At 71.7% G+C, this 25,293-nt stretch carries 23 protein-coding genes; 7 read left to right on the top strand and 16 right to left on the bottom strand.

The window, feature by feature from the left end; genetic code table 11:
* Positions 1 to 150 precede the first annotated feature (150 nt).
* Entirely contained in the window at positions 151 to 540 is a 390-nt protein-coding gene (locus tag IE95_RS0105625; protein WP_030150657.1) for a hypothetical protein, read from the top strand.
* A 59-nt stretch (positions 541 to 599) separates the two neighbouring features.
* Here IE95_RS0105625 and IE95_RS0105620 read toward each other — a convergent pair whose 3' ends face one another.
* The 10 genes from IE95_RS0105620 to IE95_RS0105575 form a co-directional block, all read right to left on the bottom strand.
* Positions 600 to 965 (bottom strand): VOC family protein, encoded by a 366-nt coding sequence (locus tag IE95_RS0105620; protein ID WP_030150656.1) that lies wholly within the window; start codon positions 963 to 965, stop codon positions 600 to 602.
* A gap of 102 nt (positions 966 to 1,067) precedes the next feature.
* On the bottom strand, positions 1,068 to 1,397 hold the full coding sequence (locus tag IE95_RS20345) for a BRCT domain-containing protein (protein WP_129429381.1): 330 nt from the start codon (positions 1,395 to 1,397) through the stop codon (positions 1,068 to 1,070).
* 56 nt (positions 1,398 to 1,453) lie between these two features.
* Positions 1,454 to 1,780 (bottom strand): type II toxin-antitoxin system TacA family antitoxin, encoded by a 327-nt coding sequence (locus IE95_RS19485; RefSeq protein ID WP_051702773.1) that lies wholly within the window; start codon positions 1,778 to 1,780, stop codon positions 1,454 to 1,456.
* A 101-nt stretch (positions 1,781 to 1,881) separates the two neighbouring features.
* A complete protein-coding gene (locus IE95_RS0105605; protein WP_030150654.1) occupies positions 1,882 to 2,388 on the bottom strand; it encodes a GNAT family N-acetyltransferase in 507 nt (168 codons plus the stop codon).
* A gap of 7 nt (positions 2,389 to 2,395) precedes the next feature.
* Positions 2,396 to 4,453, bottom strand: coding sequence for a protease Lon-related BREX system protein BrxL (gene brxL, locus IE95_RS0105600; protein WP_240666225.1), 2,058 nt, complete (start codon positions 4,451 to 4,453; stop codon positions 2,396 to 2,398).
* Positions 4,450 to 6,852 (bottom strand): BREX-1 system phosphatase PglZ type B, encoded by a 2,403-nt coding sequence (pglZ, locus tag IE95_RS0105595; protein WP_030150652.1) that lies wholly within the window; start codon positions 6,850 to 6,852, stop codon positions 4,450 to 4,452. Before pglZ ends, brxL begins: the two co-directional genes overlap by 4 nt.
* On the bottom strand, positions 6,849 to 10,046 hold the full coding sequence (locus IE95_RS0105590; protein WP_030150651.1) for an Eco57I restriction-modification methylase domain-containing protein: 3,198 nt from the start codon (positions 10,044 to 10,046) through the stop codon (positions 6,849 to 6,851). Before IE95_RS0105590 ends, pglZ begins: the two co-directional genes overlap by 4 nt.
* Positions 10,043 to 13,513, bottom strand: coding sequence for a BREX system P-loop protein BrxC (brxC, locus tag IE95_RS0105585; RefSeq protein ID WP_030150650.1), 3,471 nt, complete (start codon positions 13,511 to 13,513; stop codon positions 10,043 to 10,045). Before brxC ends, IE95_RS0105590 begins: the two co-directional genes overlap by 4 nt.
* Entirely contained in the window at positions 13,510 to 14,067 is a 558-nt protein-coding gene (locus IE95_RS0105580) for a BREX protein BrxB domain-containing protein (RefSeq protein ID WP_030150649.1), read from the bottom strand. The genes brxC and IE95_RS0105580 overlap by 4 nt, the downstream gene beginning before the upstream one ends.
* Positions 14,064 to 14,789: a hypothetical protein gene (locus IE95_RS0105575; RefSeq protein WP_129429380.1), complete on the bottom strand. Its 726-nt coding sequence runs from the start codon at positions 14,787 to 14,789 to the stop codon at positions 14,064 to 14,066. The genes IE95_RS0105580 and IE95_RS0105575 overlap by 4 nt, the downstream gene beginning before the upstream one ends.
* Here IE95_RS0105575 and IE95_RS19480 point away from each other — a divergent pair.
* Together IE95_RS19480 and IE95_RS0105565 are read left to right on the top strand one after the other, a co-directional pair.
* Positions 14,778 to 15,239: a helix-turn-helix domain-containing protein gene (locus IE95_RS19480; protein ID WP_206053295.1), complete on the top strand. Its 462-nt coding sequence runs from the start codon at positions 14,778 to 14,780 to the stop codon at positions 15,237 to 15,239. The two genes, IE95_RS0105575 and IE95_RS19480, sit on opposite strands and share 12 nt — an antisense overlap.
* 68 nt (positions 15,240 to 15,307) lie before the next feature.
* Positions 15,308 to 16,828, top strand: coding sequence for a plasmid pRiA4b ORF-3 family protein (locus IE95_RS0105565; protein ID WP_164984116.1), 1,521 nt, complete (start codon positions 15,308 to 15,310; stop codon positions 16,826 to 16,828).
* A gap of 252 nt (positions 16,829 to 17,080) precedes the next feature.
* Here the strand turns inward: IE95_RS0105565 and IE95_RS0105560 are convergent, their stop codons facing one another.
* The 3 genes from IE95_RS0105560 to IE95_RS0105550 all read right to left on the bottom strand — a co-directional run bounded on the left by IE95_RS0105560 (position 17,081) and on the right by IE95_RS0105550 (position 19,349).
* Positions 17,081 to 17,686 (bottom strand): HhH-GPD-type base excision DNA repair protein, encoded by a 606-nt coding sequence (locus tag IE95_RS0105560; RefSeq protein ID WP_036571093.1) that lies wholly within the window; start codon positions 17,684 to 17,686, stop codon positions 17,081 to 17,083.
* An 85-nt stretch (positions 17,687 to 17,771) separates the two neighbouring features.
* Complete coding sequence (locus IE95_RS18690; RefSeq protein ID WP_129429379.1) at positions 17,772 to 18,185, bottom strand: PNPOx family protein; 414 nt, start codon at positions 18,183 to 18,185, stop codon at positions 17,772 to 17,774.
* Positions 18,186 to 18,395: 210 nt separating this feature from the next.
* Complete coding sequence (locus IE95_RS0105550) at positions 18,396 to 19,349, bottom strand: AraC family transcriptional regulator (protein ID WP_030150643.1); 954 nt, start codon at positions 19,347 to 19,349, stop codon at positions 18,396 to 18,398.
* 150 nt (positions 19,350 to 19,499) lie between these two features.
* On the opposite strand from IE95_RS0105550, the gene IE95_RS0105545 reads away from it, so the two are divergent.
* From IE95_RS0105545 to IE95_RS0105530, 4 genes are all read left to right on the top strand, one after another.
* Positions 19,500 to 20,399 carry a Rossmann-fold NAD(P)-binding domain-containing protein gene (locus tag IE95_RS0105545; protein WP_051702769.1) on the top strand — a complete coding sequence of 300 codons (900 nt, stop codon included), beginning with the start codon at positions 19,500 to 19,502 and terminating at the stop codon, positions 20,397 to 20,399.
* The gene (locus IE95_RS0105540; protein WP_051702768.1) at positions 20,399 to 20,980 is read left to right on the top strand and encodes an anthrone oxygenase family protein; all 582 of its coding nucleotides are present in this window, start codon (positions 20,399 to 20,401) and stop codon (positions 20,978 to 20,980) included. The genes IE95_RS0105545 and IE95_RS0105540 overlap by 1 nt, the downstream gene beginning before the upstream one ends.
* Before the next feature lie 81 nt (positions 20,981 to 21,061).
* A complete protein-coding gene (locus IE95_RS0105535; RefSeq protein ID WP_030150640.1) occupies positions 21,062 to 21,499 on the top strand; it encodes a CoA-binding protein in 438 nt (145 codons plus the stop codon).
* An 8-nt stretch (positions 21,500 to 21,507) separates the two neighbouring features.
* Entirely contained in the window at positions 21,508 to 21,930 is a 423-nt protein-coding gene (locus IE95_RS0105530) for a TIGR03667 family PPOX class F420-dependent oxidoreductase (protein ID WP_030150639.1), read from the top strand.
* A 197-nt stretch (positions 21,931 to 22,127) separates the two neighbouring features.
* Here IE95_RS0105530 and IE95_RS0105525 read toward each other — a convergent pair whose 3' ends face one another.
* The 3 genes from IE95_RS0105525 to IE95_RS0105515 form a co-directional block, all read right to left on the bottom strand.
* Complete coding sequence (locus IE95_RS0105525) at positions 22,128 to 22,892, bottom strand: putative F420-0 ABC transporter ATP-binding protein (protein WP_030150638.1); 765 nt, start codon at positions 22,890 to 22,892, stop codon at positions 22,128 to 22,130.
* Between the two features lie 107 nt (positions 22,893 to 22,999).
* On the bottom strand, positions 23,000 to 24,091 hold the full coding sequence (locus tag IE95_RS0105520) for a putative F420-0 ABC transporter permease subunit (RefSeq protein ID WP_030150637.1): 1,092 nt from the start codon (positions 24,089 to 24,091) through the stop codon (positions 23,000 to 23,002).
* 10 nt (positions 24,092 to 24,101) lie between these two features.
* Positions 24,102 to 25,166: a putative F420-0 ABC transporter substrate-binding protein gene (locus IE95_RS0105515; protein ID WP_030150636.1), complete on the bottom strand. Its 1,065-nt coding sequence runs from the start codon at positions 25,164 to 25,166 to the stop codon at positions 24,102 to 24,104.
* Between the last annotated feature and the right edge of the window lie 127 nt (positions 25,167 to 25,293).

Raw genomic sequence — 25,293 nt, 5'->3', positions numbered from 1 at the left:
ACCCCCATCACCGGCACCGCCACGACCACCACCACCGCCCCACCCCTGACCATCCACGAAGCCCGCACCCGCCTCGTCACCGAACCCCTCGACTGAACGCGGCCGCCAATTCTCTGGGCACGCCAGACCTGGCGCCGCTATCGTTCCGGGATGCTCCCCAGCGACTGGATACCGCACCGCCGACCCGACGACCGTGAGCACGTCGGCTGGATCCGCCCCGAGGGAGACACCTGGGTCGCCGTGTCGCTCCTGGGGCATGACCTCACCGGCCCGGTCGACTGGCTCGACGCCGAGGAGGCGCTCGACAGCGCGGGACTGTCCTGGCTCGCCGACGTCTGGATGCTCGAGGCCGAGGGTGGCGAAGCACTGCGCGTCCGCCTCGTCGAGGTCACCCCGGAGCACGTCGTCGTCCAGACCGACGACTTCGGTGCGATCGACGCCCACGTCATCCGGTACGAGCTGCCGTGGCCGGCTCCTGCGCGACTGCGACCGCGACGCGCCGAGGACCCCGATGGACGGGTGGTCTTCGGCCCGGCCTGACGAGGCGTGTCGAGCGCCCCGACGCATGCTGCCGCGCACACGCCAGCCCGGCGCACGCGTCAGTCCATGGTCGTGACGCCCTCGTAGAGGCCGAGCTGGTTGCCGTCGAGGTCCTCGAACACCGCCCACCAGCTCGTCGGGCTGATCGGTGTCTTGGCCAGGAGCACCTTGCCGCCGAGCGAGCCGACCTGCGCGAGCGTGTCGTCGATCGAGTCGACCTCGACGTAGCTGCGAGGGCTCGTGAATCCCTCCTCGCGCGGCGCGAGACCGCCCCCGCTGATCTGGTTGGGCGCCTGCCACATGGGGTACCCCTCGAAGCCGGGGGCCTCGGCGATGTCCCAGCCGAACAGTCCGCTGTAGAAGGTGCGGGCCGCGTCGGTGTCGCCGACGGGGATGTCGATGTGCGTGATGTCGCCATGAGCCATGAGGTCCTCCTCGACCGTCGGGCAGGCTGGGGCAGACGAGTTGTGCCTGCCTGAGGACCACGTTACGCGCGTGGCGTCGTGATCCCCCGTGTCAGGTCACAGTCAGTCCGACGAGGGTGTCGCGGTGTGCGGGGGAAGCGTCGGTGCGCTCTCGCCTCGGACGAGGGCGCGAAAGCCGTCGAGGCTGATGATTCTGATGCCGAAGCCTCGTCGTTGGAGATCGGCAACCAGTTCTTCGCGCTTCCCGAAGTTGCCGTGACTCCACGCAGGGTTGTGTTCGCCTCGGACGAAGATGCTCGTCGTCTGGTTGACGTCGGCGGAGACGCGCTGGGCGCCGGCGGCCAGGGCCAGTCTGCTGAGCTCTGCGCGGCCTTCGGGGGATCGCCCGGTGAAGACGATCTCCTTACCCTTGAGGGTGTGGACTACGGGCATTGTCTTCCCGGGGCGTGTGAGGACTGGTCTGACTGAGGGCGCCGACGTGCTGCGGGTCAGCGCGCCGCGAGGGTGGGTGCCCCGCGGTCGCCGAACTGCTCGCGTACCTTGCGGATGGCCGCTGCCAGCTCAGGAATGACGCGAGGTTCTTCGTCGAGAGCCGCCTCGATCTGGTCCATCTCGGCCGGGGTGAGCCGCATGACCCGGTCGCTCATCAGGACGTCGCGTGCGCGCTCCAGCGCCGCTCCGAGCACGAAGGACGTCAGGTCTTGCTGCTGTGCGCCAGCCGCCTCGCGGAGGGTCGCGAGCGCCTCGGGGGAGATGCGCATGTTCAGACGCGCGGTGCGGTCGGTGGTGTTCGGGCTCTGGGCAGGGGACGTCATGGTAGTTCCTCACAGGCCGGTGGTGAGCCGGACGTTGCCCGGTGGTGAGTCGGGCTGGGTGGTCTCTCGTCCATCTACTGTACGTACGAGGTGCGTACGGGTCAATCTGGATCGGCGAACGTCGCCCGCAGGGTTCTGGTCGCCATGAAGAGCCGGAGGGGATGAGACTGGAAACGCTGGAACCCGTGCTTCAGGTAGAAGCACGCCGCATCCTCGTGCAGGGCATCCACGACGACGAGCTCGAACCCGATGTCGTGTGAGGCTCGCTCGAGACGTTGCAGTGTGTCGATCAGCAGGAGGCGTCCTACTCCTGAGCCTTGGTACCGGCGATCGACGGCGAGACGAGCCACGAGGACTGCGGGCAACGGGTAGCGGCGGACCCGGCCGAGTGCAGCGCTCGCCTCGTGCGGATCGAGACGATGCGTCACGGTCGTCGCGTAGCCGGCGACGCAGCTCTCCTTCTCGTCGAGCAGGAGAAAGGTACGTGTGGCGTCGCGCTTCTCGTTCTGGCTCGCGTAGTTCTTGAGCCAGTCGTCCAGTACGGGCTCGCCGCAGTCGAACTCGCTGTGCTGGACGATGAGTTTGTCGAACGGGCGTGAGATGAGCATGCTTCCCCTACTCGTCGAGCGCCTTGAGGAGCGCGTCCTTGGCGTCGGCGTAGAAGAGGAACGAGACCTTGGTGGCCACCTCGTCGCTCACGTCGAGGAGCTGGCGTCGTGCGGAGACCGGGAGCAGCAGGGTGGTGGCGCCCTTCTCCATGGCGTGCTCGGCGAGCTGGGCCGCGTTGAGGACGGTCTCCACGCCTCCGCCGAGGCTCAGGTTCCCCACCGCGATGAGCCCGCCGCGGACCGAGCGTTGCAGCATGGCTGACGCGAGGGCGAGGAGCAGCGGGAGCCCGAGTCCGGCCCCTGTCTTGGCGGCATCGAGCGCCCGGACCTGGGCCGTCAGGTCGTGCTCCCGCGGGTCGCGGTCGCCGACGAGGTCGCGGGCCTGGGTCACGAGGTTCTGCTCGGCGACCTTGAAGCTCTCGCGGAGCGGGGCAGGGGCGGCTTGATTGAGCAGTCGGCGCGTCCCTCCGCCGGGAGTGTCGGTCACCTCAAGGCGGTACAGACCAGGCCCGACGTCGCCCCCTCCTTCGGCGATCGCCCAGACCTGGCCGGGGGGTAGAGGATCGAGGCCGATCGTGTCGGGGCTCGCGAGCTCGGGCGTGGAGACGAACTGTTCGACCCCCTCCCCGATCCGGTAGCCGAACTGCGTGCTGCGGAACTCCGCCGCACCGATCCGGCGTTGTTGTTCCTTGACCCGGCGGCGGCACTCGAGGGCGATGCGCACTGCCCACTCGAGGTCCTCGTCGGGGATGGCGGCATCGACGTCGGGATGGAGGAGCTTGAGCAGCCCGTCGACGGTCTTGTTCACGGCGGACAGGTCGCGTCCTGACAGCGAGTCCGAGTAGTTGACCCTGCCCTGGACGGAGGCCAGGCGGGACTGGTCGCGCAGGCGTGACCAGCACTCGGAGAGGAAGTCGCTCACGAGGCCGAAGTGCTGGGTGAAGAAGGAGGGGTCGAGCTTGGGGACGTCCCAGCCGGGCAGGTAGGCGTGGAGGCGATCCATGAAAGCGGTGTCGTCGCGCATCTCCGGCGGCAGGGGCGAGAGCAGGTGCCCGATCCGTTGCTGGTGGGCGACGTCGACGTCGAAGTTCCCGACGAGGACGATCGACCCGTCGGCGCGGATGGACTCGCGGCCCCGGGAGAACTCCCCGGACTCCATGTACCCCTTCATGATGTTGACGCCGTCCTTCTGGTCGAAGGACACGCCGGAGACCTCGTCGAAGCAGACGACGTCGTACTGCGCCACGAGCCCGCGCTGGCCCGTGGCGTTGTTGACGAACATGCGCGCCACGGTCGCCTTGCCGCCGGAGATCAGGTGCGCGTACGGCGAGACCTGCTGGAAGAGGTGTGACTTGCCGGTCCCGCGGGGTCCGAGTTCGACCATGTTGAAGTTGCGTTGGACGAACGGGATCATGCGCAGCAGCAGGACGTCCTGCTGACGGTTGGTGAGCCTGGCGGGCTCGAACCCGACCGAACGCAGCAGGAGGTGCCTCCACTGCTCGGTGCTGAACCGGGATCGACCTTCGGCGAGGCGTGCGAGGGAGTCGCGGGTCGAGAGCTGGATGGGGCGCAGCGAGGCGATACCGAACGGCCGTCCCCCGGACTCCTCGGCGATGATCGCGTCGTAGTCGAGGTCGATCTCCGCGTAGAAGCCGCCGGTGAGGATGCGCTCGTTGTCGCGGACGATCTGGTCGCCGATGCGGACGTCGCGCAGGCCGAGGCTGGGGAGCTCGGCGAGGTACGCGTTCGACTTGGCGTCGAGCCGCGCCTTGACCAGGTCGATGAGCTTGACCGTCATGCGTTCACGGGCGCGGGACTTGAAGAGTTCCTCCTCGCCTGCGCGGACCGTGCGGTCGGCGAGGAGCCGGCGGACGACCTGCAGGCCTTCCTCGATCTCCTCGGGGTCGGTCGTGGCGCAGTAGCGCCCCAGGAGGAACTCACCGACGTACGTGGGGACCGGGTAGGAGCCCTTGAACTGCAGTGCGAGGTCCTTGCGGACGACGTAGCCGTCGAACGCGTCGGCGGCGAGCTCGTCGATCGTGTCGAGGATGATCGCGTCGGTCACTGGTCGCCTCCGATGGTGGTTTGCTGCTGGGCGACGACGGTTCCGTCAGGCTCGAGGAGGACGACGTAGGCAGAGGTCCCTTCGGGGGCGTCCTCCTCGGAGACGAGCACCTTGACCTCTCCGTCGTCGTTCGGTGCCTTGGGGCCGCCGACGGTCGAGGTCGCGTCCCCGGGGGAGATGCGCACCGCGCCGTGGACGGGGGCGCCCGGCGGGACGACGTCGATCCGGCACCGTTGCCCCGTCCAGCGGATCGCGTGGATCTGTGCGGCGAAGAGCTTCTCGACCGTGGACGCCGGATCGTCGGCGACGGTGAGCACGGGGATGACGCATTCCTGGAAGCTCAGTCCTCCGTGGTCGTACGTGACGCCCTCCTCGAACGCGGCGGCGCCAGGCGCGCTGACCATGGTGACGGCGGGGTCCCAGGTCCATGGCACTGTCGGGAATGGTTGAGGCGGTGCGCCCTCGCGCAGGCGGGCAACGCGCGGTTTGCGGGTGCCGCCGCCGTCGGTCACGGCGAGGGGCAGGTCGGCTTTGCGTGCCGGGCGCGCGGGCAGGAGGAAGCCGTGGTCCGTCACGACGACGATCCGGAGCCACCCGGCGCGCAGCAGCGCGTCGACCCGCGCGGCGACCTGGCCGAGCAGGCCGTCGAGCACCGTGTCGAAGTGCGGGCCCTTGGGCGCGTGCCCGGCGGAGTCGATGTCGTTCGACTGTGTCCAGGCGATCCCCGCCGGGTCGCCAGTGTGGTCGTCGCTGCCGTCCCAGGCGAGGAGCTGGACACCGTCGTCGGTCATGGTCTTGCGGAGGAGGGCTCCCTTGAGCGAACGTCCGAGCGGGTCGCCGGCGTCGAAGCCCGGGCCCGCGCCCCAACGTTCTCGGGTGCCCGCAGTCACGGGCACCACAGCGGGCTGTCCGGTCGGCGTGACCGTCGGGAAGGCCGCAAGCCGGTGCTCGACGGTCACGGTGCGCGGAGCGAGGAGGTCGGCGAGCCGGTGCGCCAGGTCGAGGCGGAGCGCGTCGACGTACACGACGCACGTGCCCGGCTCGACGTCGAGACCGATCTGTCCCGGGTAGCCGTCCGCTGCGACGATGCGCTGGAGCTCGCGGGCGTTCCGGTCGACCCAGGGGTCGTGGACGGCGTGCAGGGCTGCGAGCACGGCGGCCCGGTCCTGACCGTCGGTCACGGTGGCACGGGCTTCGAGCGCGAGCCGGTCCGCGGTGTGCCCCGAGTCCGCGTACCAGGAGACGCACGCGGGGACGTCGGGTGCCGTGACGTCCGTGGACGTCGCGTGCGCGATGCGGCCGAGCAGTCTGACGGCGTGGGCGAGCGGCGCCTGCCCGAGCTCGGCCCACACCGTGGTCGCCCGCGGGGCGTGCTCCGCGGCGAGGGCGGTGAGCCGTGCCCGTGCGGTGGGCTCGTCTGGGGTGTCCGGCAGCGCGGTGAGTGCGGCACGGAGCAGGTCCTCCTGCTCGCGGTTCCACGAGGGCCATGACTCGGGGTGGGGGGAGTCGTCGGCGGGCGTGGACGCGGGGCGTGCCTGGTCGAGCGCGGCCGGGATCCCGGGGAAGCGCTGGGGGGCGTCGGCGAACCGCTGCCAGACGGTGTCCCACTCGCCGTCCCGGGCGCCGAGCCGGGCTGCTGCGGTGAGGTGCGTATCTTTCGCTGGATCGATCCCGTACGTCTCCTGGCAGGTGTGGGCGAACGCCGCCCATTCGGTGCCTGTGACGCGCTCGCGGGCACCGGCGGGGTCGCTGATCCAGCTGAGGAGGGTGCGGACGGCGTCGGGCATGACCCGGGCGTGCAGGCGGTGGGCGTCGAGGCGGCCCTGGTGGCGGAGCGCGTCGACGTCCTCGTCGAGGAGCCGGGGTAGGACGTCCGCCAGGGCGGTCCGGGTCGCGGCGTCGCTCGCGAGGTCGAGGCGCGCGCCGTGCGGGGAGGTGAGGAACGCGTGCGGCGTCCACGGGTTCTGGCCCGACGGCGGTCCCCACCACGTCGAGCGCAGCGCGATGTCCGCGAGCGGGGCCAAGCGGTCGGGGATCTGCGTGAGGTCGGTGAGCTCGTGGCGGTGGATGCCGGGAAGGTGGAGCACCCAGGGGTTGGCGGTCGTGGCGGCAGGGTCGTGGGCGGCCAGGTGCGTCGGCAATGGGACGGCCTCGGGGGCGGCGAGGACGGCTCGGATCCACAGCGCCGGTCCCTGAGCCTGCTCGGGGTCGTCGGTCCGGTCGCCGAGCACGAGGATCGGGACTGCCTCCTGGAGCGAGCGGATCGCCGGCTCCCAGGTGCGGTCCGGGTCGGGCCAGAGGACCGCGACCGGGCGCTCCTGTGCGTCACCCGAGTGGGCGGCGGCACGGAGCGACTCGGCGACGACGGCACGCACGGTCGTGCCGCGGGTCAGGCTCATGCGGTGTCTGCCTCGTGCTGGGCGCGGGCTGCGCGCCGCTCGGCGAGGGTGGGGTGGAGGTCGTTGTGGCGCTCGCTGCCGTCGGGGTTCTTGCCGCGGTCCTTCTTCCAGTGGACATTGACCTTGGAGCGCAGGATGCCCGCGGTGACGAAGGGGCGGATGTTCAGGCGGACGCCGTCGTCGAGGTCGGGGTCCCAGCCGATGGGCTGCTCGTGCAGCGGCTTCCATCGGACGAACACGTCGAACGGGCCCTCGCCCTCGATGATGTGCTCGAGCGTGCGCTTGAGCTCCTCGGCCGCGGCGAGCCGGGCCTCGGCGCCGGCGGTCCCGGCGGTCACGGCGTGCTGCTGCTGACGGATCCAGGTGCCGAGCGTGGTGTAGGTGAGTTTCTCCAGGGTGGGCCGGTCGAGGCGGTGGTAGTCGAGCAGCGCGGAGAAGCCGTCCTTGCGACCGTCCCACACGTGCCAGACGAACGGGCGGTTGTCGAAGACCTTGCAGTGCTGCGCGAAGAACGTGTCGCGGAGCCAGTCCTCGAGCCGGCCGGTCTTGCCACCCGCCTCGGTGACGAGCGTGTGCTCGAGCGTGGCGGTCCACGTGTCGCCGTAGGCGGCGGCGAGCAGCTCGCGAATCCGCCCGGCGGCGTCACCCTCGCCGAGGTTCGGCAGGGTCACGATCCCGTCCCCGTCCGTGAACCGGTCGAGGTCGTCCGGCTCCTGATCGGGCCAGCGGTAGCCGAGCAGGCGCGCGACGGCGACCTGGAGGGGGTGGGTCGAAGTGGGGATGTCGCCCGTGAAGAGCCACTGTGTGGGGTCGTCGGAGTGGGGCTCGGGGAGCGGGCCCATCTCGTCGGCGACCTTCTGCCAGCGTTCGCGGTCGAAGGCGACCTTGACGAGGGTGGCGTTGGTGACGTTGAGCTTGTCGTCGAGCTCCCGGACGTCCTCGTGGAACTCCGGGCTCGAGCAGTATGCCCAGATTGCTGGGAGGTCTTCGGGGTCACGAGGAACAACTGGGGCTGCATTCGTGTCAAAAAGTTCCCCTGTATAGATTGTCACGGGAAGAGTGCGGCTCATGAGGCTCACAAGAACTCCGTGTTTCCCCCATCCCTTACGTCCGACGATACGGGCACTGGGGCTTCGCGTCATGTCACCGTCGCCCTCATTCCATGCGACGACGTAGCTGCGTCCCGAGTATGGAGTCGTGACTGGAACCGAAGAGGTGAAGGGGCTCCACGTTCGCTCCTCACGGTCGAGAATCTCCCAGAAGTAGCGACGGAACCGCGGGTCATCTCCGGTCTTGATTCCCTGGAGACCGTCCGCGAAACGCTCGAGAAGCTGACCGGGTTCGATCCGGGTGAGCGTGATCCGCATATCCGGATTCTGGCGCTGGCTCGCCTGTGTCGGGCGGACCACCTTGTCGTGCCTCAAGTGCTGTGCTTTGGCATCGGCCCCCGTCACGCGGTGGGCAAGCAGGCCAGCGATCTCATGGTTCCGCGTGGCGGAGCGCGTGCTCACGATGGACAGCGCGACCTTGACCACCTCGCCCGTGATCTGCCGGAAGGCGCCCGACCCTAGACGAGCGACGCCGTCGAACCGATACTCGTCGAGCAGATGCTGACGGAGCTCGGTATAGGTCTTGAGGAGAAGCCAGTTCTGTGGTGAGACGAGGGCGATCGTGCCGTTACTCCCGGCAAGAGCGAGGCACCGTTCGACGAACGCAGTCGCGATGTCACTCTTCGCCTGGGCATGGTGGTGGTCGATGTACTGCTGGAGCGTCCAGTCCATGCTTGCGCGCTTGAGGTAGGGCGGATTCGTCGCGACCAGCGTGTACCGACCGGCCAGCAACCTGGCTGCCTGGACGACATCCTCGGTCGCGTGCCCCAGCACCGACCCTGCCGCCCCCTCCTGTGCGAACTTTGCCGCGAGGTACGGGCGGAGCTCGTCCCAGGTGACGTTGACCACCATGTCGCGACCGAAGAGCTCGCCATCGACCTCGTCAGCCGGCCGAGGGTCGATGAGGGACCCCAGCGTGTCCGCGTCGCGGAACTGCGTGTGCAGCGTCCCCATCGACTCGCGCAGGTGGTCCGGGACGCCGTCGAGCCATTCCTCGCGCGTCTGCCGCACGGGCACGCCCGAGCAGGCGACCTGCGGCGCGGGGAGTTCCCGATATCCGCCCTGCTTCCACGCCTCGAGCGCGACGTTGAAGGTCGCGATCTGTGTGCAGCGCGGGTCGAGCTCGAGCCCGAACAGGTTGTCGCGCAGCACGGCGTCCTGCGCCGCGGCGGGGGAGAGCCCTTCCTCCTCGGCGCGCATCCGCCACAGCATGCCGAACATCGCGACGAGGAAGTGTCCCGACCCACAGCACGGGTCCATGACGGTGACCTTTGCTGCGGTCTGTGGCCACTCGTCGAACGTGCCTGCTGCCGGGGTGCCGTCGTCGAGCCGCCGCAGATACTCCCACTCGCCGACGAGCGGCGAGTCCGGGTGCCGCCCGGCCCACCACGCCCCGAGCGAGTTCTCGATCAAGAACCGCACCATGTAGTTCTCGGTGAAGAGCTGTGTCACGGGCGACAGGTCGGCGCCGCCGACCTTGTCGCCCTGATCGTTGACGCGCTTCTTCTCCGCCGTCTGCCAGAACTGGTAGACCCAGCCCAGCGCGTCCTCGGCTTCGAAGACGTCGGCCGGGATGGACATGAGCAGACGCTCCAGCTCGACGCGCCGCTCGGTGGACAGCCTGACCCGCATGGCCGGGTCGTCGAGGCGGAACACCCCGGGCAGGATCTGGGCCGCGAACCGGGCTGCCAGTGACCAGCCGTCAGGCTCGCCTTCGCCGACCGCGAGCTCCTCGCAGTCCTGCAACGACACGGGGGTGTCGGGGTACTCGGGGTGCATGAGCAGCCCGTTGCGCTCCAGGAACCGTGCGAAGAGGAGCCGGTGCCACTGCTCGTAGGCCACGTCTCGCTCCAGGAGCGTGAGGTCCTGGGGCAGGTAGGTCCCCAGGTCGCCGAGCTGCTTCGCCTTGGCTCGCAGAGCGAGGCGCAACTCGTTCTGCTCGTCGGTGAGGAAGCCCGGCCGGTGCGTGTCGCCGACCGCGAGGGCATGCAGGGCCTCGGCGGCGGCGGCCTCGGCGGCGGTGCGCGCCTTCTGGACGGTGCTGTCGAGCGACCGGCGCTGCTCGGCCGTCAGGATGGTGCTCATGAGCCCTTCACCACCACAGCAGGGGCGCCGTCGAGGGCAGCGGTGAGCGTAGCGCGCAGTTCCGCGAGATACGTATCGACCTCGTCGACCGTGCAGACCGTGCGGCCGGGCAGAGCCACGCGCACGGCCTGCGGCGTGGTGCGTCGGACCGCCTCGTCGAGTGCCTTGGCAGCACGCGCGTCGACGGCGTCGATCGCGTCCGACCACGACGCCAGCGGCCGGTTCCGCACCGCGCGCAGGACCGCCGCCGTGTCGCGGAGGTCCGGTGGCGGCTCGGGGTCGAGCCCTGCCGAGGCGGCCAGCTCGGCGCGGTGCGCCTCCTCGAGTGAGTGCCACGCATCCTGCGCGTCGAGACGCTGCCGAGCCTGGGTGCGGGCCTCGTCGAGCTGGCGCACCGACGTGTTGATGGCGTCCCGCAGAGCAGACGTCAGGTCGGCGACGATCGGCGAGACGCCGTCAGAGGCGCCGAGCAGATCACGTCCCTGCTCGAACGCAGCCAACCGCTCCCGAGCGGGACGCGCCGCCTCGAGATCGGAGGCAGCGGCCGCGAGCGCCCGGGCGTCGGAGAGGATGCCGGCGCGCGACTCCCGCCGCGACTCCATGGCGGACAGTGCATCAGCGAACGCGGTCAGCTCCTCGCGGGCGGCGAGCAGCGTGACGACCCGGTCGTTCCCCGACGCGCCGCGCACCGCCGCGACGGTGGCCGGCAGCTCGACCTGCGGCAGGGGCGCGGGGCCGGAGAGCGCGCCCGTGCGCTGCTGGAGCCGGTCCATGGCCTCCCCGGCCTTGGGGACCAGGTTTTCGTTGGTCGGCGGCTCGCCGGGCGCCCCCGTGAGAAGGTCGCCCAGCAGCTTGCGGGCCTGGATCTTTTGGGCTGCGTTGAGCACCACGGCCTCACGCCGCAGGTACACGCCTCCCCATCGGGTCGCGGAGAGCACCTGCTGCACGTCGCCGTCGACACTGTTGAACGTCACGTGCGCGTGCCCGCCCTCGACCAGGACTGCGAACGCGGCCTTGACCGCGTCGTCGGGCCAGCCGAAGGGCGCAGCCTTGAGCTCGGAGACGAGGTCCGTGGCTGGTGTCCCGGCCGAGGAGACCCGGTTGAGCACCTCCTTGACGACGCGATGCTGCGTGGGGTCTCCGGTGTGCCCCACGACGGCGAGTGCATCCGAGCCGGTGCCCGCCTTGAGCTTGGCCAGCACACGCTCCCAGCGGCTGTCGTCGGCATCACCGAACCGGGGGAAGCGGCGCGTCGCCGCGCTCTCCGCAGCGGCCGTGACCCGCTCGGGCAGCGTGACCCCCGACGGCGTGCTGCCCCCGCCGTTGAGCACGCGGGCCTGGGCGACCGTCTCGCTGACGATCTGCTGCGTGCGCCGTTGCGCGCGGTCGACCCGTGACGTCATCGAGGCGAAGGCGTGCTGGCCTTCCTCGTCCTGCGGGCGTCCCTTCTGACTCAGCACATGCTCTGCGGCGAGCTGTGTCCGCAGCTCCTGCGCCAGGTCGTCGGCATGGAGGCGCGGCAGGTGCAGCAGCACCACGGGGGAGTCCGGGCCGAGCTCGCGTGCCAGGGACTCGACCTGCTGGGGCGCGACGCCGTCCCACTCGGAGCGGATCCACACCGCGATGTCGTCGCCCGGTGCGGGCGGCTCGTCGGCGCGGTGCGGGCGCACCGTGCGCGAGACCTTGGCCGAACCCTGCCGGATGCGCGGCGGTAGGTGCTTCTCGAGCTCACGCCGCAGCAGGTCCTCGCGCTTCGCCACGACGTCGTGCGTCGACACGTTGGCCCGCTGGTTGCGGAAGGCCTCTTCCCACGCCTGCCCGGCCTCGGTCTGGAGCCGGTACTCGCCGCCGTCCTCCTGGAGCACACCCTCGTCGGCCATCTCGGTGAGCAGCCGAGGGACCTCGGCGCGCAAGCGGGCGCCGTCGTGCGCGAGGTCCTCGACGAGCAGGTCCGCGAGGTGCGGGGCCGTCGCACGTACGCCCGTGTCGTTGACTCCCGTGGTGGGCAGCAGGTTGATCAGGTGGATCAGGCCGAGGATGCGTCCGCGCAGCTCGTCCTTGTCGCGCTGGTCCGCGATGAGCCGCTGGATACCCTTGGACAGCTGTGCGGTCTGGTTGAGGTCCTCGTTCTTCGCGTCGTACAGGTAGTCGGCGCCGATGATGGTGCCCACGGGCTGCCTCGACACCTTGGCCGTCGCGTCGTGCACGATCCGCAGCTGCGACCGCAGCTGACCGGCGCGGCCGGCGTCCGCCGCGCGCAGCACGTGTTCCCAGAACCGGCGACGGCTCGGCAGCAACGGGTAGTCCGCGACCAGGGTGTCGTCGTCGGCCCGGGTGTGCGGGATCTTGGTGTCCGACAGCTCGCGCGAGATCTCGGCGGACGAACCGTCGAGGACCCGCTCGAGCTCGGCCTTGCGAGCCGGCTCCTTGTCCAAGAGCACGCGCCGCACGACGGCGTCGACGTCCTGGTTCTTCAGGGTGACCTTGACGGTGAACCGGTCCCGGATGCGCTGCAGAGTGGGGTCGGCCGTCATCTCCTGCTGGCCTGTGGCGACCAGGAGCACGCGGTTGGCGGTCCCCTTGGACACGGCCTCGACGAGGTGCTGCACGTCCAGCGCGCGACCGCCGTCCTCACCGATGTACTGCTGGACCTCGTCGAGGATCACGAGGGTGGGTGGAACTTGCCCGCCACCGACGCGGCGAAGCACCTGGTCGAGGATCGTGAGGGTCTCGTCGATGGTCACCGTGGCGACGTCGGGGAACTGGTTCTTGAGCTGGGCCCGCACGCCCGCGGCGTCGGCTGCGAACCCTGGGAGAGCCGCCAGGATCCCCTCCGACAACGGCCGGCTGAGGTTGTAGATGCTCAGCTCGTGCTGCGCGACCTTGCCGGCCGCAGCGACGTGCGCGGCGACGTCGTCGTAGATCCCCTCGGAGATCAGCCACAGCGCCACCTGGGCCGGCGCAATGCGCGTCGGCAGCCCGGCGGCCCCCAGCACGAGCGCGAGGAACGCGGTATTGAGGCTGCCCGCCGCGCCGCGGTCCAACGAGCCCGCGACCGACCACGGCGACGTCTGGAGTCGTCGGCCCAGGCTCGAGAGCTCCAGGAGCTGGCTCTCGACCTCGGACGGCAGGGTCACGAGCCCGCGGGCCGAGGCGCCGTTCGGCAACCTCGTGTCGGCCCACAGGTGCTCGAGCACCCGCACCATGTGCGACTTGCCCGATCCGTAGAACCCCGACACCCAGACGGCCGGCTGCGTGGCGCGGCCCTGGTTCGCCAGGTACGAGTCGAGGATGCGCACCATGCCGTCGGCGTACTCGCCCTCGCAGACGAAGTTCGCCAGCTCGTACCGGAGCACGTCCCACTGCTGGGCGTCACCCTGCGCGGGCATGCCGACCTGAGAGACGCCCTCGTTCGGGATCGGGTGTTCGGCCGGTGGGCGGACGAAGAGGTCGTTGTTGAGAGTCATCGGGCGGTCTTCTCCGGGGTGATCACGCGGGCGCGGTAGTTGAAGCCGTCTCGGGCATCGAGCAGGCGGAAGGAATGGGTGTCCGGGTCATGGCGCCCGGGGAACAGGACGAGGAGGCGGCCGCGCACGGCGTCGTCGACGGCCTGGATCAGTGCCGAGGCGCGGACGAACGGGAACAACGAGGCCACCCCGACCAGCGCGACGACGGTCTGGTCGTCCGCGGCAGCGAGGCGCGCGCGGAGCATGCTCACGACGTCGTCGGTGAACAGGTCGACGACCGAGGACGTGAAGTCGCCGGGGTCCTCGAAGAAGGCCTCGGCGTACTCGTGCTCAGCGACCCACCGGCCGAGCGCGTCGGAGAGGTCGACGCTCTCCCAGCGCCGGCCCGCCTGCTGCGTGCGGACCTCCAGCGCCGGGACGCGCGCGCGCACCTGGCGTTCGAGATCCGGCGGGTAGACGAGCATCCAGACGCGTTCCGCGCCGGAGATGCCACCGCGCCAGAGCAGGCCGAGCTCGCCCACGTACGCGTCCTCGAGGTCCGAGACGCGGCTCATCGGGGGCCGCGCTCGAGCAACGAGAAGCCGACCTCGACGACCTGGCCCGCGACCTGGAGGTCGAGCAGGCCCGCGTCGTGCGCTCGGCGCAGCGCGTCGAGCCGGTCACCGGCATCGACGCCCAGCAGTGCCGACCACGGGTTGTCGAGCACGTGGAGCGCACGCCCGCCGTCGAGGTACCCGAGGTACGCCGCGAGCGCGACAGCGGCCGGACGGGCCTCGACGGTGGCACGCACCTTGCGTGCGTGGCCCTCGAGATGGCCGGTCTGCGTCCAGCACGCCCCGGTGTTCCGCCCGATCTTGCCGAGCGTCGCCGAGCTCAGGGCGCCTGCGTAGCGTTCGGCAACCACGTTCGAGAGGTCGTCGGACATGACCCTGCCCCCGGGAACCACCCGCGCCACGGCCGGCCACGAGGCACGCAGGAGCTCGTCCCGGGTGAAGGCGAGGAGCCCGGCCAGGAGCGGCTGGGCGTCGGCGTCCAGGTCCCAGAGACGCCGCAGCGCCGCGAACCGGGGGTCGGTCACGTCAAGCAGGTACAGCTCGCGAAGGTGTCGAAAAGTGCGCAGTCGCCCCGCATGGGTGGGACGACCCAGCGCGTTCTCCTCGACGACGGCTGACCGGTACCGCTCGAACGAGTCCTCAGCAGGGACCGCCCGGAGCAGCTCCGTGAGGTGCGGGATCCCGATGGTGTGGCTGGCCGTGGTGCGGAGATGACCGAGCACGGGATTCTCAGCACGGTCCGGGTCGGGCATCAGGGCGGATCTCCAGGTGTCGTTCGCTGCGAACCGGCCGCACAACGCGGCCATGTCCACAAGGCCATGTGTACATGGCTGACACTATCGGAGCTCACCGACACCGTTGGTGAGGTGCCCCGTGAACGCCCTCTGGAGTCTCAGCTGGCGATGGCCCTCGCCATGCAGCTGCGCCGTCGGCGTGAAACCGTGGGACTCACCCAGGAGCGGGCTGCCGAGCGGGCCGGGCTGAGCCGGAACCACTACCAGCTGCTCGAGGCCGGACTGTCCGACCGGGCCAAGAAGACGCCCTCGAACCCGCGCCTGTCCACGCTTGTCGACATCGCCATCGCCCTGGACAGCACGGTCCCAGACCTGCTGACCGACGTTGTCCCTGGGCGCTCTGGCCTACCTGAGGTCGAGTACGACGGCCGCCACTGATCGGGTCGCCCGCCGCCTCATCGGTCCCGCCGCCTGCCGTGTCCGCCCCACCCGCTAGCCTTGATTCCGTGCCAACCGCATCCCCGACCTGGCCCGCCCACTCGTCGTTCGCCACCGCGAAGAGGCTCCGCATCCGCGTCGAGCTGGTCGACGTCGTGCCTCCCGTGTGGCGCGCTCTCGACGTCCCGGCCTCGGCGACCCTTGCGCAGCTGCATGCTGCCCTTCAAGCGGCGATGGGGTGGGCGGACGTGCACCTGCACGGGTTTGCGCGCACCGACTTCTGGGCCGATGGTCCTGCCCGCCGGTTCCTGCCCGACGACAGCGTCGACGCGGGAGAGGAGGGACGTCGGGAGTCGTCCGTTCAGGTGGGCGATCTGATGAAGGAGCTTGGCGACTCGCTCGTCTACCTCTACGACTACGGCGACGGCTGGGAGCACACCCTGCGCCTCGAGGCGGTCGGTCCGCCACCAGCAGACCCGGCGATCGGGACGCCTTTTCGCCTCGTCGACGGCGCCCGAGCCGGCCCGCCCGAGGACTGCGGTGGCGTCCCCGGCTACGAAGGGTTGCGCGCTGACGCGTCGCGTCTCAACAGGGGACTCGCGACTCAGGACCCCGACGCGCGCGAGAGCCTCGACTGGCACTACCCGGGCCTCGCGCCTGGACAGGTGCTCGCCGCCATGGATCGGTTCGACCTCTCTTCCTCGGCACGCATCGTCGCGTCGCTAGGGCGTGCGAGGCCCACGCTGTCGGCCCCTCTCGAGGAGATGGTCAACCGTGCGTGGGACCGCCGCCCGCTGCAGGCACTCATCGCGTTGGCGAACCTGCCCGAGTCTGCGTCGTTCGAGTGGCCGGACAGGGCCACGGCCTCGCGTATCACCGCGCCCTACGCCTGGTTCATCCGCCACGTCGGCGTCGATGGCGTGGCCCTGACCTCCGCGGGTTACCTGCGCCCGACTGACGTGGAAGCCGTCGCTGCTGAGCTGAACCTCGCCGGTGAGTGGATCGGCACCAGGAACCGCGAGGCCACGACCTATCCCGTCCTCGCATTCCGTGAGTGCGCACAGGCGCTCGGCCTGGTTCGCAAGGTCAAGGGCCGCCTGACCACGACCCGTGCGGCCCGTGCGCTCGCAGCCGACCCCGAAGGACTGTTCGCGCACATCGCCGACCGTCTCCCGCTGGAGAAAGCCGTCGCCAGGCACGACGCCGGGCTCGTCATGCTGCTGGAGATCGCGGGCCTGCCCACGAACGTCTCCACACCCGCCGGAGGGAAGCCAACTGGCTTGCGGGACCCCGACTCACCCGGCCCCGCTGCGACGGAGGGCGACGATGCAAGGGGCGAGTCGCCGTCGGGCATCGTGTATGCCGCTCAGCGGCGACGTGAAGCCGCGATGGCCTCGCTCGGGTGGGCGCACCGAGACGGCCGAACGCTCGACCACCATGCGATCGCTCTCGCCGCCGAGCTGACGCGAACCGTCCTCGACCGGGCCAGTGCTCTGGGGCGATCCACTCGCGGTGCACGGGGCAGCCTACCCCTGCCCGACGGCGTCGTGCTCGCCCGTGCGGCCCTGTTGGGCGCGCGACCCCTCTGAACCGCGTCTGCCGCCCGCGAGCCCCCGAAGCGGGCGACGTCCCGCATGCGCGTCTCCCATCGCTGCCACGACCGACCGCCACGGTTGGGGTGCCGTAGCGACGTAGGTGTCACGTGACGCCTCCGCCGAACGGCGTCACGGTGCGACCGTCGACTGCCGCGGAACGCTTGGAATGCGGATCGTGGTGCGCACCTGCCTGACCGTGCGCCGGAGACGCCGTCGGGCAGAGGCGGATCCCTCGGCGACGGGGGCTCAGCCCTTGGCGGCCCGCTCTGCCTTCGCCGCGGCCTTGGCCGCCTTCTTCGTCTCGCGCACCTGGTCGAGCGAGTGCTGGTCGACGACGTCGGCGATCGAGCGTCGCGCGCCCTCCTCGCCGTACGCGCCCGCAGCCTCGCGCCACCCCGCGGGCTGGACGCCGTACTGCTTGCCGAGGAGCGCGAGGAAGATCTTCGCCTTCTGCTCGCCGAACCCCGGCAGGGCCTTGAGCCGCGTGAGGACGAGCGGGCCGTCGGGCGTGCCGCCGTCGGGCCCGGGGTCGGTCCAGATCCGTGTGACGTCGCCGTCGTACTGCTCGTCGACGACCTGCGCCACGGCCTGCACGCGGCCCGCCATGGACCCCGGGTAGCGGTGGATCGCCGGGGGAGTGGCGGCCATCGCGGCGAACGCCTCGGGTTCGGCGGAGGCGATGCGGTGCACGTCGAACCCGCCCATGCGCTGGGAGATCTTGAGCGGCCCGGCGAACGCCGACTCCATGGTGACCTGCTGGTCGAGGAGCATCCCGATGAGCAGGGCGAACGGGTCGGTGGACAGCAGCGTGTCGGCTTCCGGGTCACCGGTGAACCACAGGTCGTGTGCCATGCCCCCCATCATGGCAGCCGAGCTGGGCGGGTGCCGTGTGCTCCGGGCGCCGGGGCGGCCAGGGGGCCGGAGCGGCCCGGACCCCTCAGCGCGGTGGCCCCACCCGCCCGTCGAGGAACTCGTCCACGCGCAGCCCCCGCAGCGCGACCCGGATCACGGCGGGCACGAGCCGCAGCCCGTCGTCCCCGTGCAACCGCCGCAGGTCGTCGACGACGTAGCCGCGGCCACCCCGCGTGAGCCCGAACAGCCCGACGGCCTCGACGTTCTTGAGCCAGTCGACGTCGGCGCCGTACGTCAGGGCGATGATCACGCGGACCTCGCGCGGGGCGTCGGGCGAGGGCGGTTCGCGGAACGCCATGACGGGCGTCGCGAAGGGGCGACCGCTGCGCCGCCCGTGGTGGTGGACGGTCGCGAACGGTGGCACGCGCGACGACACGCGCAGCACGAACGGGTTGAGGAACCGCCGGTTGGTCCGGGCGATCACGTGCGGGATGGGCATGTCAGCCATGGTGCGCGCGTGGGCGAGGTGCGGCCACCGCATGCGTCGGCGGGCGCATTGCCGTGCCGACCATGCGGTTGTCGTCCCACGAGCATGCGGTTGTCGTCGGCCTGGGCCCGTATCACGACGCCAACCGCATGCTCGGCGCCGAGGAGGCGAGGAGGCGAGGATGAGAGGATGAGAGGAGGAGAGGAGCCGTCCGGCGTCGGGTCACGCCGCCCCTGCACGCTCCCTGTGCGCCGTCGGGCTCATGCCGCGCACCCGCGTGAACGCGGCGCTCAGCGCGAACGGCGTCCCGTACCCGACCTGTCGGGCCACGGAGCCGACCGTCGCGCCAGGTTCCAGCAGCAGGTCGGCCGCGAGGGTCAGTCGCCACCCGGTCAGGTAGCTTATGGGCGGCTCACCGACGAGCTCGGTGAAGCGGCGGGAGAACGCGGCCCGTGACAGCCCGACCGTCCGCGCGAGCGACTCGACCGTCCAGGGCCGGGCCGGGTCGTGGTGCATGAGCCGCAGCGCGTGCCCGACCACGGCGTCGGCGTCGGCGCGGTACCACCCGGGGGCGTCGCCGCGGTCGAGCCAGGCGCGTAGCGCGCCGATGAGCAGGATGTCGAGGAGCCGGTCGAGCACAGCCTTCTGGCCGGGCCGGTCCTGCGAGACCTCGCGTGCGAGCAGCGACACGAGGTCGGCGTCGAGGTCGCCTCGGCGCAGCACGAGCAGTGGTGGCAGCACGCTCAGCAGCCGCCCGCCCACCTCGCCGTCGAGCGGGTAGGTACCGGTCAGCAGCACGGTCGGCCCGTCGGGGTCGTTGCCCCAGGTCCGCACGCCGAGGTCCACGAGCGGGGACGGGCCGTCGCCGACGGGCCGGCAGACCCCGACGGCGTCGCTCACCATCTGGGGCGGCGTCCCGGGGGAGTCGGCCACGGTGTAGGGGCGCGGCCCCCGCACGAGCGCGACGTCGCCCTCGTCGAGGTGCGCCTCGAGCTGGGGCTCGTCGGGGCCTCGCCCGGCGTCCATCCCGATCCACGCCGAGCCGCGCACGACCGGTACGAGCGTGAGCGGCGCCTCGTCCTCGATGCGCATCGACCACGGCGGGGCGAGGAGCGAGCGGAGCAGGAAGGCGCCCCGCGCGCGGGGCCCGTCGAGGAGTCCGGCGACAGCGTCCATGCCTCGACGGTACTCCGCCCGCTCGCGTGAGGGAAGACGAAAGGACATGTGGACGAGCGGTTCGGCCATGGAACGTCTCGCCCGGAGCCGGTTGACTCGAACCACCGCACCGCATCGTCCACCGCACCACATCGATCACTGGAGACCGACGTGACCACGCACCAGCGCCACCCCTCGCCCGCGGTCCCCACCGCTGCGCCTCTCGTCGCCGTCGTCGGCGCGACGGGCAAGTCGGGTCGCCGGGTCGCGGCCCGCCTGACCGCGGCGGGCATCCCCGTCCGGCCCGTCTCGCGCAGCTCCGAGGTGCGTCTCGACTGGGACGACCCGACGACCTGGGTTCCCGCGGTCGCCGGCACCGGCGCCGTGTACGTCGCCGTCGCCCCCGACCTGGCAGCCCCTGGGATCCCGGAGGTCGTCGCCGACTTCGCGCGCGTCGCCGCCCTCGAGGGGGTCCAGAGGTTCGTCCTCCTCTCGGGACGCGGCGAGCCCGAGGCGCAGCGCGCCGAGCGGCTCGTCGCCGACGTCTTTCCTGCGCGGACCGTCGTGCGCTGCGCGTGGTTCGCGCAGAACTTCAGCGAGAGCTTCCTCCTGGGCCCCGTGCTCGACGGCGTGGCCTCCCTCCCGGTGTCGGACGTCGTCGAGCCGTTCGTCGACGTCGAGGACGTGGCCGAGGTCGCCGTGGCCGCGCTGACCGAGCCGGGCCACGAGGGGCGCGTCTACGAGCTCACAGGTCCGCGGCTGCTGACCTTCGGCGAAGCGCTCGCGGAGATCGGTACGGCGAGCGGCCGGGACGTCCGGCTCAAGACAGTCACGGGCGACGAGTTCGCGGCCGGCCTGACCACGGCGGGACTCCCGGACGACGCCGTCGACCTCGTGCGCTACCTCTTCGAGGAGGTCCTCGACGGACGCAACGCGCACCTGGCCCCCGGGGTCCGTGAGGCGCTCGGGCGCGAGCCGGGGGACTTCGCCGAGTTCGTCCGCCGCGAGGCCGCCGCCTGGTCGGCGCCGTCCGGCGCCGCGGCCACGCCGACGTTCTCCGAGGTGCACTGATGGACACGCTCGGTGCCCTCGGGTGGGCCGTGGTCGTCGCGGCCGTCGGCTGCGCGCTGGTCGGGGGAGTGCTCTTCGCGTTCTCGACCTTCGTCATGGCGGGGCTGCGGTCGGTCGCCCCGGAGATCGGTGCGGCCGCGATGGCCTCGATCAACCGGCACGCGACCAGGACGCCCTTCGGTGCGCTCCTGCTCGTCACGACCGGCCTCGTGACGGTCCTGGGCGTCGTCGCCGCGGCGCGGCTCGGCGGCGCGGGGATGCCGCTCGTCCTCGCCGCGTCGGTGGTCTACCTCGTGGGCGGGATCGGTGTGACCGCGGCCGTCAACGTCCCGCTCAACGACCGCCTCGAGGCCGCAGACGTGGCGGTCTCGACCTCGGGTTCACGGGCGGGCGAAGCCTCCCCCTCAGGTCGAGGGTCGGGTGGGGTGAGGGTTCGCCACACGAGCCCGACGGCGGAGCGCGACCAGGTCTGGCAGGTCTTCCTCGGGCGCTGGGTCGCCTGGAACCACGTGCGGACGTGCGCGTGCGCGGTGGCCGCGCTGCTCCTGACCCTGGGACTGGTGACGCGTCTCGTGGGGTGAGCGGCGCCGTCGGGCCCGGTCGTGGAACGGGGCCGGGGGACGGGCAGGAATACCCTCTCCCGCGCCGGGGTTTGGCCCGGTATGAGCGAACAGAGCTGGGGCGACGACGCCACGATCCGCCGCGTCCTCGCGGACACCGAGACCTGGGCCGTGGTGGGCCTGTCGAACAACTCGGCCCGCGCGGCGTACGGGGTCGCGCGGCTGCTCCAGCGACAGGGCAAGCGGATCGTGCCCGTCCACCCGGCGGCCGAGACGGTGCACGGTGAGCAGGGGTACGCCTCGCTCGCCGACATCCCCTTCCCTGTCGACGTCGTGGACGTGTTCGTGCGCTCCGACCTCGCGGGCGAGGTGGCGGACCAGGCAGTGCAGGTCGGCGCCCGGGCCGTCTGGTTCCAGCTCGGCGTGGTCGACGAGGACGCGTTCGCCCGCGTGCGGGGGGCCGGCCTGGACATGGTCATGGACCGCTGCCCCGCGATCGAGTGGCCGCGCCTGGGCCCGAGCGTCCCGGCCCAGGGCTGAAGGCCGACGTGACCGCGATCGACGCCGCCACCCCGCTGGGGGCACGAGCGACCGAGCGACTCGACGAGGACCTCGTCGTGTGGCTCACGACGGTCGACCCGACCGGCACGCCGCAGCCGACACCGGTATGGCAGCTGCGCAGCGGCGACGACGTGGTGATCGTCAGCGAGCCGCGCAAGGCCAAGCTGCGCAACGCCTCCGCGAACCCGCGTGCTGCCCTGCACTTCAACGCGACCGCCACCGGGTGGGACGTGCAGGTGCTCACTGGGCGGCTTGTCCTGGACCCGGGGGGCCTGAGCGACGACGAACGATCGCGCTACGACGCGAAGTACTCCCGGTCCATGGCCGACCTCGGGATGAGCCCTTCGCAGTTCCACGCGGCGTACTCTGCGGTCCTCCGTTTCACGCCCGAACGCTTGCGCGGGTTCTGAGGCTCGTCGACATCCTGCACGCCCCCAGGGCCGTCCGGGCTCTCGCGCGGGTCCGGGCTCGAACATGCGGTTGGCGTCACGCGAACATGCGGTTGGCGTCGACAACGGGCCGGAGACGGACGCCAACCGCATGTTCGCCACCGGGGTGGAGCCGCCGGGGTGGAGCCACCGGGGCGGACACGGGTGGCACAGCGGGGTCAGTCGCCGAACATCAGCACCGGGCGACCCGTGCGCGGGTGGGGCAGCACGTCGCAGCGGACTCCGTAGACCGGCTCGACGACCTCGGGCACCAGCACGTCCCGCACCGAGCCCGCGGCGACGACGCGCCCCTCCGCCAGCACCACGACGTGGTCGCACGCGGCCGCCGCGAGGTTGAGGTCGTGCAGCGCCGCGAGGACCGTGACGCCGTCGGCCGCGAGCTTGCGCAGCACCGTCATGGCCGCGAGCTGGGCCGCGATGTCGAGGTGGTTGGTGGGTTCGTCGAGCAGCAGCAGCGCCGGGGCCTGGGCGAGCGCGCGGGCCATGTGCACGCGCTGGCGCTCGCCGCCCGACAGCGTCGCGAGCGACCGGTCGGCGAGGTCCTCGACCCCGGCGCGGACGAGCGCCTCGCGGGCGGCCGCGCGGTCCGCGTCGGTGTCGCCCGCGAGGAGCGAGCGGTGCGGGATGCGACCGAGCAGCACGGCGTCGAGCACCGAGATCGGCAGGTCGGTCGACGCGTCCTGCTCGACGAGCGCGAGGCGGCGTGCGCGGCGTCGGCGCCCCATGCCCAGCAGGTCCTCACCGTCGAAGCGGATCTCGCCCGCGTCGGGGACCTGCGTGGCCGCGATCGCACGCAGCAGCGTCGACTTCCCGGACCCGTTCGGTCCCAGCAGGCCGCTCACGGCCCCCGGAGGGGCGGTCACGTCGACGCCGTCGAGGACGAGCCGCGACCCGGCCGACCACGAGACGCGCGCCGCGTCCAGCCCACGAGAGCCGTCCGCGCCGGGGGCCGTGGCATCGGCGGCGACCGCAGCATCCGCAGCATCCGCAGCATCCGCAGCATCCGCAGCGTTCGTCGTGCTCGCTGTGTTCACAGCGCCCGCCTCCCTCGCCACAGGATGATCGCGAAGACGGGCGCGCCGATCGCCGCCGTCAGGATGCCCACAGGCAGCTCGCGCGGGGCGAAGATCGTGCGGGCCAGCGTGTCGGCCCACACCAGGAACGAGCCGCCGAGCAGGGCCGCGAGCGGCAGCAGGACGCGGTGGCGCGCCCCGGTCAGGAGCCGGACGGCGTGCGGCAGGATCAGCCCGACGAACCCGATCGCCCCGGACACCGACACGAGGGCTCCCGTGAGCAGCGCGACCCCCACGAGCAGCAGCCAGCGCGTCCGGTTCACCGCGATGCCGAGGCCTGCGGCCGCGGTGTCGCCGAACGTGAACGCGTCGAGCACGGACCCGGTCGACGCGAGCAGCGTCCCGAGGACCAGCACGGCCCCGCCCGCGATCGCCACGGACGTCCACGTGGCGCCCGCGACCGAGCCCATGAGCCAGGACAGGATCTCGCGGTAGGAGTCGCCGGTCGCGGACCAGAAGATGATGAACGACGTCGCTGCGGCTGCGAGCTGGCTCACCGCGAGGCCGGCGAGGACGGTGCGGGTCGGGGTGATGGCCCCGAGCGACCCCGCGAGCGCGAGCGCCGCGACGAGGGCCAGGACCGCGCCGCCGAACGCCGCGACGGGCAGCAGGACGCTCACGCCGAGGACCAGGACCAGGACCGCGCCGAGCGACGCGCCCGACGAGAGTCCCAGCAGGTACGGGTCGGCGAGCGGGTTGCGCGTGAGGGACTGCATGACGCCCCCGCAGATCGCGAGACCGGCTCCCACTGCCGCTGCGGTCAGGACGCGCGGCAGGCGCAGCTGCCACACCATGCCGTCCTGCAGGAGCGGCAGCGGTTCGAGGCCGAGCAGCCCGCCGAGCCCGACGTGCGTCGCGACCGAGCGCCACACGTCGCTCCACGTGAGGTCGGCGGGGCCGATCGTCACGGCGACCACGACGCTCACGACGAGCGCGACCGACGCCCCGGCGAGCCACCACGGGGTGGCTCGCCGACGGTCCGCCCGCGGCCCGACGGGTGCGTGGGTCGCCGACGGTTCGGCGCTCCTCACGGGCACGGCGGTTCGCACAGGGGGCTCCTCAGGGGACGGTGATCGCCGCGAGCTGCGCGCCGAGGTCCTTGACGGCGTCGACGTTGCGGACGCCCGCCTCGGTCGCGGGGAACGGCACGGTCAGGAAGCGGTCGCCCTGCACGGCCGTGAGGTGGGCGGTCGCGGGGTTGGCCTGGAGCGCGTCGATCTTCGACTGCGCCGTGTTCCACGCGGAGTCGACGAGCACGATCACGTCAGGGTCGGCGGCGATGATCTCCTCGAACGAGAACGGCGTCCACGTATCCTGGACCGAGGCGGCGATGTTCTCGAGACCGACGGCGTCCATGATCATCTGCGGGGCGCCGATCCCGGCCCCGACGTACGGGACGTCCGAGCCCGAGGAGTACCACAGGGCCGTGAGCCCGCGGTCGTCGGCCTCCACCGCGTCGAGCTCGGCGCGCTGGGCCGCGACGAGGTCCTGCGCCGTCCCGGCGACGTCGAAGATCTCTCCCGCCGCGGTGATCTCGGCGAACACGTCGTCGAACGTCAGGGGGTTCGGCTTGTACGCCTCGGCCTTGCAGGCCGAGGGCGAGACGTAGGTCTGGACGCCGAGCTGTTGGAGGGTCGTACGGTCGCCCGCGCCCTCGGCCGTGAGGTTCGACTCCCAGCCCGCGTACACGAGGTCCGGTGCGAGCGTCAGCACGGCCTCGGCACCCGGGACCTTGTCGGAGAGCGGCGTCGCGACGGCCGGGAGGTCGGTCGCGGCGCCGGCCCACTGCTCCGCGACGGGACCGTCGGGGAACGCGGTCCCCACGAGCCGGTCGCCCAGCCCGAGCGCGAGCATCATCTCGGTCGTGCTCGACTTGATCGTCACGACCTGGCGCGGGGCCGCGTCGAACGTGACGTCGAAGCCGCAGTTGTCGAGCGTCAGCGGGTAGGTGGTGGACGAGGCCTCCGCCGCACCGGACGGGCCCTCGCTCGGCTCGCCGGACGCGAGCTCCTGACCGCCCGCGCACCCCGCGAGGGCGAGCGAGGAGACGAGGACGAGCGCCGCCGTCGGGCCTGCGCGCAGCGCGCGGCGGGAGGGTCGGGCGGACGGTCGGACGGGGCGCAGCGTGGGCACGGTACTCCAGGTCGGGAGGTCGCCTGCCGGTGCAGGACACGGCGGCGCGGCGAGAAGCGAGAGGGGAGGGCGCCACAATCCGCGACGAGGATCCGCGGTCCAAGCACGGGCCGCTGCG

It is taken from the genome of Oerskovia turbata (assembly GCF_000718325.1).
GTDB lineage: Bacteria > Actinomycetota > Actinomycetes > Actinomycetales > Cellulomonadaceae > Oerskovia > Oerskovia turbata.
Note: the sequence above shows the minus strand (reverse complement) of the source record. Positions and strands in the feature narration are given on the sequence as shown.

What these genes read in the sequence shown, in the direction of transcription:
- IE95_RS0105625 (WP_030150657.1), top strand. Translation starts at nt 151, where the DNA reads ATGCTCCCCAGCGACTGGATACCGCACCGCCGACCCGACGACCGTGAG.
- IE95_RS0105620 (WP_030150656.1), bottom strand. Translation starts at nt 965, where the DNA reads ATGGCTCATGGCGACATCACGCACATCGACATCCCCGTCGGCGACACC.
- IE95_RS20345 (WP_129429381.1), bottom strand. Translation starts at nt 1,397, where the DNA reads ATGCCCGTAGTCCACACCCTCAAGGGTAAGGAGATCGTCTTCACCGGG.
- IE95_RS19485 (WP_051702773.1), bottom strand. Translation starts at nt 1,780, where the DNA reads ATGACGTCCCCTGCCCAGAGCCCGAACACCACCGACCGCACCGCGCGT.
- IE95_RS0105605 (WP_030150654.1), bottom strand. Translation starts at nt 2,388, where the DNA reads ATGCTCATCTCACGCCCGTTCGACAAACTCATCGTCCAGCACAGCGAG.
- pglZ (WP_030150652.1), bottom strand. Translation starts at nt 6,852, where the DNA reads ATGAGCCTGACCCGCGGCACGACCGTGCGTGCCGTCGTCGCCGAGTCG.
- IE95_RS0105590 (WP_030150651.1), bottom strand. Translation starts at nt 10,046, where the DNA reads ATGAGCACCATCCTGACGGCCGAGCAGCGCCGGTCGCTCGACAGCACC.
- brxC (WP_030150650.1), bottom strand. Translation starts at nt 13,513, where the DNA reads ATGACTCTCAACAACGACCTCTTCGTCCGCCCACCGGCCGAACACCCG.
- IE95_RS0105580 (WP_030150649.1), bottom strand. Translation starts at nt 14,067, where the DNA reads ATGAGCCGCGTCTCGGACCTCGAGGACGCGTACGTGGGCGAGCTCGGC.
- IE95_RS19480 (WP_206053295.1), top strand. Translation starts at nt 14,778, where the DNA reads ATGACCGAGCACGGGATTCTCAGCACGGTCCGGGTCGGGCATCAGGGC.
- IE95_RS0105560 (WP_036571093.1), bottom strand. Translation starts at nt 17,686, where the DNA reads ATGGCACACGACCTGTGGTTCACCGGTGACCCGGAAGCCGACACGCTG.
- IE95_RS18690 (WP_129429379.1), bottom strand. Translation starts at nt 18,185, where the DNA reads ATGCCCATCCCGCACGTGATCGCCCGGACCAACCGGCGGTTCCTCAAC.
- IE95_RS0105550 (WP_030150643.1), bottom strand. Translation starts at nt 19,349, where the DNA reads ATGGACGCTGTCGCCGGACTCCTCGACGGGCCCCGCGCGCGGGGCGCC.
- IE95_RS0105540 (WP_051702768.1), top strand. Translation starts at nt 20,399, where the DNA reads ATGGACACGCTCGGTGCCCTCGGGTGGGCCGTGGTCGTCGCGGCCGTC.
- IE95_RS0105535 (WP_030150640.1), top strand. Translation starts at nt 21,062, where the DNA reads ATGAGCGAACAGAGCTGGGGCGACGACGCCACGATCCGCCGCGTCCTC.